Source organism: Nonomuraea roseoviolacea subsp. carminata (assembly GCF_024172185.1).
In the GTDB taxonomy this organism is placed as follows: Bacteria; Actinomycetota; Actinomycetes; order Streptosporangiales; family Streptosporangiaceae; genus Nonomuraea; species Nonomuraea roseoviolacea.
Map to the genome: position 1 here is coordinate 371,373 of NZ_JAMZEC010000001.1, position 11,908 is coordinate 383,280.

Sequence of the window (11,908 nt, forward strand, 5' to 3'; positions counted from 1 at the left end):
CGACTCTCTCCGCGAAACTGACATCTCGCAACACATACGCGTCAATACGCATCCTTATCAGCACCGAAACACAGCACCGAAAAGACACATGCCCGGGTCCGCGAGGGAGCCCGGGCGTGCCGATTCTGAAGAAGGACGTCAACCGCGGGAGCGGACGCCCTGCGCCATCTCGCGGGCCAGCTCGGCGATCGAGGCGCGGCCCGCGGCCTCGTCCGGCGCGTCGAGCATGCGGCGGATGAACGCCGACCCCACGATGACGCCGTCGGCGTACCCGGCGACCTCGGCGGCCTGCGCGCCCGTGCCGACGCCGAGCCCGACGCACACCGGCAGGTCGGTGTGCGCGCGCGTGCGCTTGACCAGCCCCTCGGCGGCGACGTTGACCGACTCCCTGGCCCCGGTGACGCCCATGAGCGAGGCTGCGTAGACGAACCCGGTGCAGCACTCGGCGACCGCCTGGATGCGCTCCTCGGTGGAGCTGGGCGCCACGAGGAACACCGTGTCGATGCCCGCCGCGGCCGACGCCTCGCGCCAGGTGCCCGACTCCTCGGGCGTCAGGTCGGGCGTGATCGTGCCGACGCCGCCGGCATTGGCCAGGTCGCGGGCGAAACGCTCGGCGCCGTAGCGGTCGATCGGGTTCCAGTACGTCATGACGAGCGTCGCCGCGCCGGTGGCGGCCACGCCTTCGACGGTGCGCATGACGTCGGCGATGCGGGTGCCGTTGATCAGCGACCGGTGGACGGCGTCCTGGATGGTCGGGCCGTCCATGAGCGGGTCGGAGTAGGGCAGGCCGATCTCGATGACGTCGCAACCGGCCTCGACGAGGGCGGCCGCGGCGGCGATGGCGCCGTCCTTGGACGGGAAGCCCGCGGGAAGGTAGCCGACCAGCGCGGCCCGGTTGTCCGCCTTCGCCTTGGCGAACACCGTCTGAAGAGTAGTCATGATCGTCCGTTCTCGGTGGTCGGTGGCCTCTTCGCCGCCGCCCTTCCCATCATGCCGTCATCGGGCCCGTCGTGCCGTCATCGGGCCGCCGCCGACGCGTGCGCCCGGGCCCGGGGCCGGGCCGCCCGCCGGGGCCGTCACGCGGTCCCCGGCGAGGGAGGGCCCCGGCGTCGCAGGGCCCGGCGTCATCAGCAGGCCCGGCGTCGAAGGGCCTGGGCGACGAAGGGCCCGGTGTCGGAGGGCCCCGGTGTCGGAGGACCCGGCGTCGGAGGGCCTTGGTGTCAGAGGTTGAAGTACTTCATGGCCGTGCCCATGTCCTTGTCACCGCGACCGGACAGGTTGACCAGGATCGTCGCCTCGGGCCCGAGCTCGCGGCCGAGCTCCAGCGCGCCGGCGAGCGCGTGGGAGGACTCGATGGCCGGGATGATGCCCTCGGTCCTGGCCAGCAGCGAGAAGGCGGCCATCGCCTGGTCGTCGGTGACGCCGTGGTAGGTGGCGCGGCCGGTGTCCTTCAGCCAGGCGTGCTCGGGGCCGACGCCCGGGTAGTCGAGCCCGGCCGAGATCGAGTGGGACTCGATGGTCTGGCCCTCGTCGTCCTGCAGCACGTAGGTGCGCGAGCCGTGCAGCACGCCGACGGAGCCGGCGGTGAGGGTGAGCGCGTGCTCGCCGCTGTCGAGGCCGCGGCCGGCGGCCTCGTAGCCGTGGAGCTGGACGTCGCGGTCGTCGATGAAGGCGTGGAAGATGCCGATCGCGTTGCTGCCGCCGCCGACGGCGGCGCAGACCGCGTCGGGCAGCCGGCCGGTCAGCTCCAGCATCTGGCGGCGCGCCTCGACGCCGATGATCCGCGCGAAGTCGCGCACGATCTCGGGGAACGGGTGCGGCCCGGCCACGGTGCCGAACAGGTAGTGGGTGGTGTCGACGTTGGTCACCCAGTCGCGGAACGCCTCGTTGATCGCGTCCTTCAGCGTGCGCGAGCCGTTGTGGACGGGCACCACGGTGGCGCCGAGCAGCTTCATGCGGGCCACGTTGAGCGCCTGGCGCTCGCAGTCGACCGCGCCCATGTAGATGACGCACTCCAGGCCGAGCAGGGCCGCCGCGGTGGCGGTGGCCACGCCGTGCTGGCCGGCGCCGGTCTCGGCGATGACGCGCTTCTTGCCGAGCCGCTTGGTCAGCAGCGCCTGGCCGATCACGTTGTTGATCTTGTGGGCGCCGGTGTGGGTGAGGTCCTCGCGCTTGAGGACGATCCGCGCGCCGCCGGCCTGCTCGCTGAAGCGCGGCACGTCGGTCAGCGTGGTGGGCCGTCCCGCGTAGGTGCGCAGCAGGTGGTCGAACTCGCGCAGGAACTGCGCGTCGTTCTTGGCCTTCTCGTAGACCGAGGCCACCTCGTCGAGCGCCGGGATCAGCGCCTCGGGCACGTAGCGCCCGCCGAAGATCCCGAACTTGCCGTGCCGGTCGGGATCGTCGCCGTGGACGCCGTTGCCGGCCAGGTCGGCGGCGGTCAGGATGGAGCCTTCGTGTGTCACTGCTGTCCCTCTGCTCCGTGGTCGGGGCGCGTGGCCGGGTGGGCGCCGGCGGTCACCAGCGCCTCGACCGCCCTGCGCGGGTCCTTGCCGGTGACCAGGCTCTCGCCCACCAGCACCGCGTCGGCCCCGGCGCGGGCGTAGGCGAGCAGGTCGTGCGGCCCGCGCACCCCCGACTCCGCGATCTTGATGACATTATCCGGGATCTTCGGCGCGATCTTGGCGAAGACATCCCGGTCGACCTCGAGTGTCTTCAGGTTGCGCGCGTTGACCCCGATGACGCGGGCGCCCGCGGCCAGGGCCCGGTCGAGCTCCTCCTCGGTGTGGACCTCGACCAGCGGGGTGAGCCCGATGGAGGTGGCCCGCTCGATCAGCGAGACCAGCGCCTCCTGCTCCAGGCAGACGACCATGAGCAGCGCCAGGTCGGCGCCGTGGGCGCGGGCCTCCCACAGCTGGTAGGAGGTGAGGATGAAGTCCTTGCGCAGGATCGGGATGTCGACCCGGGCGCGGACCGAGGCGAGGTCGTCGAGGCTGCCGCCGAACTTGCGGCGCTCGGTGAGCACGCTGATGACGTGGGCGCCGCCCTCCTCGTAGTCGGCGGCCAGCGCCGCGGGGTCGGCGATCGCGGCGAGCGCGCCCTTGGAGGGGCTGGAGCGCTTGACCTCGGCGATCACCGAGACCCGGTCGCCGCCCAGCGCCGCGAGCGCGTCGCGGGGGGCGGGAGCCCGCTCGGCCCGCCGCTTGAGGTCGTCGAGCGACACGGCCTGCTGGCGTGCGGCGAGGTCGGCACGCACCCCGTCGAGGATGTCGTCGAGGACGCTCGGTCCTTCCGTCCGCTCACTCACGCGCTTGGGATCCCTCCGGTCGGCAGCAGGGGATGGCAGGAAGTTCGCGTCGCGTCCGCTCCCGGCCTGTCCCTGCGATGGTATCGGCCCCGGCGGCGTCGCTCCGCCACCGGCCCCGGCTAGGGCGCGAGGAATGCCCCGAAGGGCAGGTTACGGACGACCCAGTACACGAGGACGAGCGCGAGGAACGCCCACAGCCACGCCGGGTGGGCCAGGCTCGTCCGGCGCGGGCGGCCCTGCAGGGCGCGCACCAGCCAGCGTCCCCACCAGAACACCAGGAACGGGATCATCGCCACGGCGAGCGGGTTGAGGCCCAGCGCGGCGGCCGGGTCGAGGTGGGCCAGCGCGTGGATGGTGCGCAGCGTGCCGCAGCCGGGGCAGTACAGGCCGGTGGCCCACAGGAACGGGCACGTCGGGTAGTGCCCCGGTTCGTTGGGGTCGATCGTGCCCACCACCGCGAAGACCACGCCCGCGGCGGCGGCGACGCCGAGCGGCGCGAGCACCGACCGCAGCCGGTCGGAGCCGCGCCGCCCGATGTCCGCCATACCCATCAGTACGTCGAGCTCGGGGCGTTGGCCGCCACGATCACGAACAGCAGCACGTAGCCGATGATCACGAGGACCCACCAGATGATGCCGGCGATCAGCGAACGCTTCCACCAGGTCTTGGCCTCCTCGGACGCCTGCACCGCACCCTGGTAGTCGCCGACCTGCCACTTGGAGTTGACCTGCGACGACTTCACGATCGACACGATGCCCAGGGGGAGGCAGCAGAAGAGCGTCGTCAGGATCGCGGCGACCAGGTGGTTGTCCGGCGGGGTCTGCGGGGCGCCGTAGCCGCCGGGCTGGCCGTAACCGCCGCCGGGGGGCTGCTGGCCGTAGCCGCCGCCGTAGCCGCCACCGCTCGGGGGCTGCTGACCGTAGCCGCCACCGCTGGGGGGCTGCTGGCCGTAACCGCCACCGCTCGGGGGCTGCTGACCGTAACCACCGCCGCTCGGCGGCTGCTGACCGTAGCCGCCACCACTCGGCGGCTGCTGGCCGTAGCCGCCGCCAGGAGGCTGGGCGCCGTACCCGCCGTCGCCCTGGTTCCCGTAGCTCATGCTGTGACTCCTCATGTGTCCATCTCTGGCGAGTTGCGCGCGGCAGCCTAGCGAGAAACCACCTGGGACGTGGAAATACGTCCACTTTGCGGACAATTTGTGATCAGACCGGAAGTCTCCGTGACCAACCGGCGGACTTCACCGGACGGCGACAAAACGGTCAAGAAGCACCCCCCGGGTCGTCAGTACGAGCCCGAGGTGCCGGCGGCCGTGGTGACGCCGATGAGGGCCAGCCACATGCCGCCGAAGAACAGCCACAGGACCAGCCAGAGCACGATCGTGATGTAGGAGGTGACCAGGCCGCCCATGGCCATGCCCTGGCCGTCCTCGCCGGTGCGCTTGATGCGGCTCATCGCGATGTGGCCGACGATCGCGCCCGGGATGCTGGTCAGGCCGCAGAACACCAGGCCGACGATGCCGAGGACGAGCGAGGTGACCGCCAGGCCGTTGGTGCTGCGCTGCTGCGGGGGGCCGTACCCGCCGTATGGGGCCTGACCGTACGCCTGGCCGTAGCCCTGCTGGGCGTACGCCTGCTGGCCGTGGTTCGGCTGGCTGTAGCCCTGCTGGCCGTACCCCTGCGGCCCCGAGCCCGGCTGCCCGTATCCCTGTTGCCCGTAGCCCTGCTGCCCGTAGCCCTGCGCGCCCGAGCCGGGCTGGCCGTAACCGTAACCGCCGCTCCCCGGCTGACCGCCGTAGCCGCCGTTGGGCGACTGCTGGCCGTAGCCGCCCTGGCTCGGGGGCTGCTGGCCGTACCCTCCCCCAGGGGGCTGCGCGCCGTAGCCGCCGCTGCCGCTCTGGTCCCCGTACCCCATGTCGCTCCTCCGTCGTCGTGGCCCGTTGCAGGGGCAGCTTATTGACAAAAGGAACAGCGGTCCGGTGGCCCGGGAGCACCGAGGGCGAGTTGTAACCTCCACGCGACAGCCGCGACCAGGACAGACGCCCCAGTACGGGCCGTTCCACCACGAAACCCCGCCAACGCCGGGGAGGCGTCAGGTCGGGTCGTCGCCCCGGTCGAGGGCGTCCCACAGGGCGCGGTCGCCGGCCGTCTCGGCGCGGCCCGCCGCCGGGGCGCGCTCGTAGCGGTCGGACATGCCCGCCCACCGCGGGCCGCGCACGGCGGCGAACACCCCGCCCGCGACCATCAGCGCCGCGCCGAGCCCCGCCAGCGCGGGCCAGGCCGCCACGACGTCCCAGGAGAACTTGCCAAGGCCGCGCAGCGCGTCGTGCTCGCGCAGCCAGCCCGCGGGGCCGTCACCGGCGACCGCCAGCCAGGTGGCGAGCCCGGCGCCCAGGCCGCACAGGGTCAGCAGCGCCCCCACCACGCGGCGGGCGAACCCCTTCGAGGCCAGCGCCGCCACCACGCCCGCCAGACCCGCCAGCGCGAGGGGCGTCAGCACGGGGGCCAGCTCGCCGCCCGTCGGCGCCGCCGGGTCGGCTCCCACGCCGCCCGGCACGCCCGCGGGGTGCCCGGCGCGCACGGTGATCCACGCGCGCGTCGCGGCGAACAGCACCAGGGCGCAGCCGAGCGCCGTCAGGCCCACCCACGTCCACAGCTCGCGACCGCGCCCGCCCGCTCCGCGCGGGCCGGTCGTGGCGTGCTCGTCGTGCGGCCCGGTCATGGCGCGGCCGACACCTCCAGCGGGGCGGCGTCGAAGCAGGTGCGGTCGCCCGTGTGGCAGGCGGCGCCCACCTGGTCGACCTGCACCAGCAGCGTGTCGCCGTCGCAGTCGAGCGACACGGCCTTGACGTGCTGGACGTTGCCCGAGGTCGCGCCCTTCACCCAGTACTCGGAACGGCTGCGCGACCAGTACGTCGCCCTGCCGGTGGTGAGCGTGCGGTGCAACGCCTCGTCGTCCATCCAGGCGAGCATGAGGACCTCGCCCGTGTCGTGCTGCTGGACGATCGCGGGCACCAGCCCGTCGCCGTTGCGCTTGAGCCGCTCGGCGACCTTCGGGTCGAGGGACATGCCGCCATTCAACCAGCCGCGCCGACCGCCCCCCGCATCGGAGCGCCCGGTCAGGCCAGAGCCTGGGAGAGCGTGGCGTAGATGGGGAACAGCGGCGCGAGGTTGGTGCGGCGCAGCCGGCGCAGCACCTGGCCGCCGGGCGCGACGAGGGCGATGCTCCCCTCACGCTCGCGCAGGTCGGCGCGGACCCGCACGAGCACCCCGAGCCCGGTCGTGTCGATGAACGTCACCCCGCTCAGGTCGACGACCAGCCGGGAGCCGCGCGCCCTGGCCGACTCGTCGAGGCAGGTGCGCATCCGGCCCGAGTTGTCGACGTCCACCTCACCGGCGAGGCTGACGACCGTCAGGTCGCCGTGCCTGCGCCGCGTCATCCGCAGCACGTCCACGCCCTGCTCCCCATGACGCCCTCCGGCCCCGCGGGCCGGTCCCGTGTTCAGCACCGTACCTGGTTCGACGGCCGGTCACCCTGAGTTCGTTGAAGAATGCACTACGTGATCGCGCCTGGCCGGGTACGGTCGTCGTCGGCGCCCGCCCGAGGAGCGGCGCGGCGGACGCAGCCGGGAGGGTCGTGATGGACGTCGCGGGGTCCGTCCTGGACCCGGAGCTGGGTGACCACGTGTGCCTGCCGTTCGCGGGCGAGGGCGAGCGGATCGCGGCGACCCGGCTGTTCACCGCGAACGGCCTGCGGCGCGGGGCCCGGGTGCTCATCGTCACCTGCGCCCGCACGCCCGAGGAGACCAGGGCCTGGCTGGCCCCGGCCGTGCCGGGTCTGGCGCGGGCGGAGGCGGAGGGCCGGGTCGTGATCCGGCCGGCCGGCGCGACCACCCTGACCGCCGGCCGGCCGGACCCGGGCCGGGTGCTCAAGGGGCTGAGCGCCGCGGTCGAGCGGGCCGGGCAGGACGGCCACGCGGGCCTGTACGCGCTGGTGGACGCGGCGTGGGGAGCCGGCGACCCGGCGCGGCAGACGACGTGCGAGGCGGTGTCCAACCCGCTGTTCGGCGAGCGGCGGCTGGCGTCGGTGTGCCAGTACGACCTGCGGCTGTTCTCCGGCGAGGCGGTGGAGCGGGCGGCGTCGGTCCACCCGATCGCGCCGGAACGGGCGGCGCTGCGCTACGCCGCGACGTCCCGGCCGCCGGGCCTGCGGCTGTCGGGAGACGTGGACCTGACCAACCGGCAGGCGCTGGCCTCGGTGCTGGCGCCGCTGGAGCGCGAGCCCGGCGAGGTGGTCGTCGACCTGACGGCGCTGGGGTTCATCGACGCCGGGTCGGCGCAGCTCCTCTCGGCGACGGCGCTGGCCCGGCAGGGCCGTCCGACGGTCGTGGTGTGCGGGGAGGCCGTGGCGCGGGTGCTGCGGCTGGTGCGGGCCGACGCGCTGCTGACGGTCCGCCGGGGTGACGGTGGGTAGGCCGGCGCTGGTGTGCGGCTTCGCGCGGGGCCGCATCACCGTGGTGCGGCGCGCGGTGACGGAGTTCGCGGCGGCGGAGGGGCTGGCGGGGCGCCGGCTGGAGGACTTCGTGCTGGCGGTGAACGAGATCACCACGAACGCGGTGCTGCACGGCGGTGGCGGCGGCCGGCTGCGGCTGTGGTCGCTGGAGGGCCGGCTGTGGTGCGAGGTGACCGACGAGGGGCCGGGCCTGCCGCCGGGGTGGATGGGGTCGGAGCGGACGCCGTCGCGCTACGACACGGGCGGGCGGGGGCTGTGGCTGACCCGGCTGCTCTGCGACCACGTCACCATCGTCTCCACGCCCGCCGGGACCAGCGTGACGTTCTCCACCTGCACGGGCTGAGACCGCGCGGGCCGAGACTGCGCGGGCCGAGATCTCGCGGGCCGAGACCGCGCGGGTCGGGCCCGCGCCCGCTCGCCGGGTCAGGAGCGGGCGGCGGAGACCCAGGAGGCGTGCAGGGCGGCGTAGACGCCGTCCTCCTGCCGGACGAGCTCGTCGTGCGGGCCGCGCTGCACCAGCCGGCCGCCGTCGAACACCAGCACCTCGTCGGCGTTCTCCGCCGTCGAGAGGCGGTGCGCGATGGAGATGGCCGTGCGGCCGCGCGTGACGCCCTCCAGCGCCCGGGCCAGGCGCACCTCGGTGGCCGGGTCCACGGCGGAGGTGGCCTCGTCGAGCAGCAGCAGGTCGGGGTCGGCGAGGTAGGCGCGGGCCAGGGCGACGAGCTGCCGCTCGCCGGCCGACAGCGACTCGCCGCGCTGCCCGACGGGCGTGGCGAGCCCGGCGGGCAGGCCGTCCACCCAGTCGGCCAGGCCCAGCTCGGTCATGGCCAGCTCGATCTCCTCGCGGGTGGCGTCAGGGCGGCCGTAGCGGATGTTGTCCTCCAGCGTGCCGTCGAACAGGAAGCCGTCCTGCGGCACCATGACGATGCGCTCGCGCAGCGAGGAGAAGCGCACGCCGCGCAGGTCGTGCCCGTCGATGGTGACGCGACCCGAAACGGGGTCCATGAGCCGGGTGAGCAGCTTGGCGAAGGTCGTCTTGCCGGACCCGGTCTCCCCCACCACGGCCACGCGGGAGCGCGGCGGGATCACGGCCGTCACCTCGCGCAGCACGGGCGGGCCGCCGGGGTAGGCGAAGTGGACGCCCTCGAAGGCGACGGAGATGGGGCCGCGGGGCAGCTCCACGCCGTCGGCGCCCGGGTCCGCGACGTCGGCCGGCGTGTCGAGCACGCCGAGGACGCGCCGCCAGCCGGCCACCGCGTTCTGGGCCTCGTTGAGCACCTCGGTGGCGGTCTGCAGCGGGGAGACGAACAGCGTCACGAGGAACAGGAACGCCACCAGCCGCCCGGCCGTGATGTCGCCGGACAGGCCGAGCCGGACGCCGAGCAGCACGATCCCGGAGATGGCGAGGGCGGCGACGATCTCGGTCAGCGGGAAGACGAAGCCGACGATGGTCTGCGCCCGGGTCTGGGCCGCCTTGTTGGCGTCCACGGCCTTGTCGACGCGCTCGGCGGTGCGCCGCTCGGCCGCGTACGCGCGGATGACGGCGGCGCCGACGACGGACTCGCTGACGGCGGCGAGCATGTCGCCGGTGCGCTCGCGGACCGAGGTGTACGCGCCCGACAGCCACCGCTGGAAGCGCGGCAGGGCGATCATCAGCGGCAGGAAGCACGCCCACACCAGCAGCGTGAGCTGCCAGGAGTAGAAGAGCATGAGCACGCTGGCCACGAGGACCTGGCCGAGCGAGACGATGATCATCAGCCCGCCCCACTGCATGAACGTGCTGATCTGGTCCACGTCGTTGGTGACGCGGGAGACCAGCGCGCCGCGCCGCTCGGTGTTCTGGGTGAGCACCGACAGGTCGTGGACGTGGCGGAAGCCGCGCACGCGCAGGGTGGCCAGGGACGACTCGGTCGCCTTGTACAGGCGCACGTTCATGACGTAGCCGGCCAGGGCGGTCAGCACGACGGCCGCCGCGCACAGCAGGACGGCGCGCGTGACGTACCCGACGTCGGCCGAGGAGTCCTTCAGGCCCGTGTCGATGGTCTGCTGCACCGCGATCGGCACGATGACCTTGCCTGCCGTGGCCACCACCGCGAGGGCGAGCGTCCCGGCGAGCCCCTTGCGGAACTCGGGCGTCAGGGACAGCCCGCGGCGGATGGTGGCCAGCGCGGAGCGTTCGGCGCTGGCGCCGATCCCCCGGACGTCGCTCACGCGTTGATCCCCTCTTCCTCGGCGGCCGCGACGGCGGCCCGCTCGGCTGCTTCCCGGCCGGCCGCCCGCCCCGCGGCGGCGGCCTCTTCCTCCTCGGCCGTCAGGGCGGCGCGCTCGGCTTCCTCGCGCTCGTAGGCGGTGACGAGGTTGCGGTAGCCCTCGCAGCGCGCGAGCAGCTCGTCGTGCGTCCCGTGGTCCACCACGCGGCCCCGGTCGAGGTAGACGACCTCGTCGGCCAGGGCGATCGTGGCCATCCGGTACGCGACCACCACCACGCTGGAGGCGGCGGCCGCGTCCCGCAGCCCGTGCAGGATGCGCGCCTCGACCTGCGGGTCCACGCTGGAGGTGGCGTCGTCGAGGATGAGCAGGCGCGGCCGGCGGGCGACCGCGCGGGCCAGCGCGAGCCGCTGCCGCTGGCCGCCCGACAGGGTCGCGCCCCGCTCCCCCACCCGCGTGTCCAGGCCGGACTCCAGGCGGGCCACGAACCCGTCGGCCTGCGCCAGGCGCAGCGCCGCCCACACGTCCTCGTCGCTGACGGACAGGCCGAGCGCGATGTTGCCGCGCACGGTGTCGTCGAACAGGAACGTCTGCTGCGGCACCAGCGCGACCGACTCGGCCACGGCGCCGTACGGCAGCTCGCGCAGGTCCACGCCGTCGAGCAGCACGCGCCCGTCCGCCGGGTCCACCAACCGGACGAGGAGCTGCACCAGCGTCGACTTGCCGGAGCCGGTGGGCCCGACCAGGGCGACGGTGCGTCCCGGCTCCACCGCGAAGGAGACGTCGTGGACCACGGCGGCGGCCTCCGGGCCGGTGCCGTAGGAGTAGGACACGCCCGACGCCTCCAGCCGGGCCGGGTCCGAGGTCGCGGGCGGGGCGGCGCTGCCGTACTCCATGGAGCCGCTGGCCTCCAGCACGGCCCGCACCCGCTCCCAGCCGACCACGCTGCGCGGCAGCTCGGCGAGCACCCAGCCCAGCGCCCTGATGGGGAAGGAGAGCAGGGTGAACAGGTAGGCGACCTGCACGAGGTCGCCGGGGGTGATGGAGCCGGACGCGAGCCGCGCGGCGCCGACGCCGAGCACGGCGAGGACGCCCAGCGTGGGCAGCGCCTCCAGCATGGGGTCGAACAGGCCGCGCACCCGGCCGACGGCGATGTTGGCGTCGCGCAGCTCCTCGGCGCGCCGCCGGAACCGGTCGGTCTCCAGCTCCTCCCTGCCGAGGGTCTTGACGACGAGCGCGCCGTCGAAGCTCTCGTGCGCGATCTCGCTGACCTCGGCGCGCAGTTGCTGGGCGCGGGTGGCCAGCGGGCTGAGGCGGCGCTGGTAGACGAGGTTGAGCACGGCGATGGCCGGGAAGATCAGGAAGCCCACGGCGGCGAGCGCCGGGTCGGTGAGGACCATCGCGACGGCCGCGGTGAGGAGCATGACGACGACGCCCACGGCCATGGGCAGCGGCGCGAGCGGCGCCCAGGCGGCCTCGGCGTCGGAGCTGGCGTTCGACAGGAGCTGCCCGGTCGGGTGCCGGTGGTGCCAGGCCAGCGGCAGCCGAAGGTACTGCTTGGTCACCTCACGGCGGGAGCGGGCCTGCATGCGGTACTGCATGAGCCCGGCCAGGATGCGCCGGCCGGCCACGCCGATCGACTTGAGCAGCGCCGCACCCATGATCAGCAGCACGCCGGTCCAGAGGGCGCCGGCGGTCGCGGAGCCGGTGGAGAAGGCGGGCAGCACGACGTGCTCGGTGGCCCAGCCCAGGGCCCAGGCGGAGCCCACGGTCATGCCTCCGTACAGGGCGCTGGCCAGGACGGCCGAGGCGAACACCGCCTTCTCCGCGCGGATCGCCACCCCGAGGACGCGCAGTCCCTGACGCATGACGGCCGAGGTCACCTTG

13 protein-coding genes are annotated in these 11,908 nt (G+C 74.0%); 2 read left to right on the top strand and 11 right to left on the bottom strand.

Features of this window, described 5'->3' with window-relative positions:
- Window positions 1-138: 138 nt before the first annotated feature.
- The 9 genes from trpA to HD595_RS01700 form a co-directional block, all read right to left on the bottom strand.
- Window positions 139-939 (bottom strand): tryptophan synthase subunit alpha, encoded by an 801-nt coding sequence (gene trpA, locus HD595_RS01660; protein ID WP_253765186.1) that lies wholly within the window; start codon window positions 937-939, stop codon window positions 139-141.
- A 281-nt stretch (window positions 940-1,220) separates the two neighbouring features.
- Entirely contained in the window at window positions 1,221-2,426 is a 1,206-nt protein-coding gene (gene trpB / locus HD595_RS01665) for a tryptophan synthase subunit beta (protein ID WP_253781010.1), read from the bottom strand.
- Between the two features lie 32 nt (window positions 2,427-2,458).
- The gene (gene trpC / locus HD595_RS01670) at window positions 2,459-3,304 is read right to left on the bottom strand and encodes an indole-3-glycerol phosphate synthase TrpC (protein ID WP_253765189.1); all 846 of its coding nucleotides are present in this window, start codon (window positions 3,302-3,304) and stop codon (window positions 2,459-2,461) included.
- Between the two features lie 119 nt (window positions 3,305-3,423).
- Window positions 3,424-3,849 (bottom strand): DUF2752 domain-containing protein, encoded by a 426-nt coding sequence (locus tag HD595_RS01675; RefSeq protein WP_253765191.1) that lies wholly within the window; start codon window positions 3,847-3,849, stop codon window positions 3,424-3,426.
- 5 nt (window positions 3,850-3,854) lie between these two features.
- Window positions 3,855-4,403: a CD225/dispanin family protein gene (locus HD595_RS01680; protein WP_253765193.1), complete on the bottom strand. Its 549-nt coding sequence runs from the start codon at window positions 4,401-4,403 to the stop codon at window positions 3,855-3,857.
- 182 nt (window positions 4,404-4,585) lie between these two features.
- Window positions 4,586-5,215, bottom strand: coding sequence for a DUF4190 domain-containing protein (locus tag HD595_RS01685; protein WP_253765195.1), 630 nt, complete (start codon window positions 5,213-5,215; stop codon window positions 4,586-4,588).
- 177 nt (window positions 5,216-5,392) lie between these two features.
- The gene (locus HD595_RS01690; RefSeq protein ID WP_253765196.1) at window positions 5,393-6,022 is read right to left on the bottom strand and encodes a Trp biosynthesis-associated membrane protein; all 630 of its coding nucleotides are present in this window, start codon (window positions 6,020-6,022) and stop codon (window positions 5,393-5,395) included.
- Window positions 6,019-6,369 (bottom strand): phosphoribosyl-AMP cyclohydrolase, encoded by a 351-nt coding sequence (gene hisI / locus HD595_RS01695; protein WP_175588649.1) that lies wholly within the window; start codon window positions 6,367-6,369, stop codon window positions 6,019-6,021. The genes HD595_RS01690 and hisI overlap by 4 nt, the downstream gene beginning before the upstream one ends.
- 50 nt (window positions 6,370-6,419) lie before the next feature.
- The gene (locus tag HD595_RS01700) at window positions 6,420-6,755 is read right to left on the bottom strand and encodes an STAS domain-containing protein (RefSeq protein WP_175588650.1); all 336 of its coding nucleotides are present in this window, start codon (window positions 6,753-6,755) and stop codon (window positions 6,420-6,422) included.
- Between the two features lie 185 nt (window positions 6,756-6,940).
- Here HD595_RS01700 and HD595_RS01705 point away from each other — a divergent pair, with 185 nt between their 5' ends.
- Window positions 6,941-7,774 (top strand): MEDS domain-containing protein, encoded by an 834-nt coding sequence (locus tag HD595_RS01705; protein WP_253765198.1) that lies wholly within the window; start codon window positions 6,941-6,943, stop codon window positions 7,772-7,774.
- Window positions 7,761-8,156 (top strand): ATP-binding protein, encoded by a 396-nt coding sequence (locus HD595_RS01710; RefSeq protein WP_253765199.1) that lies wholly within the window; start codon window positions 7,761-7,763, stop codon window positions 8,154-8,156. The genes HD595_RS01705 and HD595_RS01710 overlap by 14 nt, the downstream gene beginning before the upstream one ends.
- A gap of 80 nt (window positions 8,157-8,236) precedes the next feature.
- Here HD595_RS01710 and HD595_RS01715 read toward each other — a convergent pair whose 3' ends face one another.
- The gene (locus tag HD595_RS01715; protein ID WP_253765201.1) at window positions 8,237-10,024 is read right to left on the bottom strand and encodes an ABC transporter ATP-binding protein; all 1,788 of its coding nucleotides are present in this window, start codon (window positions 10,022-10,024) and stop codon (window positions 8,237-8,239) included.
- Window positions 10,021-11,889 (bottom strand): ABC transporter ATP-binding protein, encoded by a 1,869-nt coding sequence (locus HD595_RS01720; protein WP_253781011.1) that lies wholly within the window; start codon window positions 11,887-11,889, stop codon window positions 10,021-10,023. The genes HD595_RS01715 and HD595_RS01720 overlap by 4 nt, the downstream gene beginning before the upstream one ends.
- Between the last annotated feature and the right edge of the window lie 19 nt (window positions 11,890-11,908).